The 412-nt window shown below is 46.1% G+C and carries 1 pseudogene; it reads right to left on the bottom strand.

What is annotated here, in order from left to right:
* Positions 1-269 (bottom strand): annotated as a pseudogene (locus tag Q668_RS17535) (hypothetical protein); the annotation flags it as partial.
* Positions 270-412: the final 143 nt, after the last annotated feature.

Raw genomic sequence — 412 nt, 5'->3', positions numbered from 1 at the left:
GGGTTTACCGGACGGTTACGATTTCGCTCTAACTTAGCCAGAATTGATGGCATTCGCTTTAGTCTTTGCGAAACTAATGCTTCACTATCGATCCGAGATAATTTTCCTCTCAAGGACGTTTGAAAGCTATTTAGCGGAGCAACGTGACATGCGCGCCAATTATCTAGAACCGCTTTTGCCTGATCATGGCTCTCACAATCATCTGAAAGCAAAGCCACGCCAGCTCTATTCACGGCGCCCTTTGAATGTTGAAACTCAATTTTTGCCATTAGGTAAAAATTTCCTGTGCAACTCTTGATCGCTCAAAACTAGGCCTCGTTTATAACGCCAGCAATAAACGGCGCCCTGACAAGGGCGTCCGGTGGAGGCCCATCGGGCCGGAACGAATTTAATTGCCTTGTATGGATAATTT

This window comes from Marinobacter sp. ES-1, from assembly GCF_000475255.1.
Taxonomy (GTDB): Bacteria; Pseudomonadota; Gammaproteobacteria; order Pseudomonadales; family Oleiphilaceae; genus Marinobacter; species Marinobacter vinifirmus.
The sequence above is the reverse complement of the archived record's forward strand: the minus strand, read 5'-3'. Positions and strand labels throughout refer to the sequence as shown.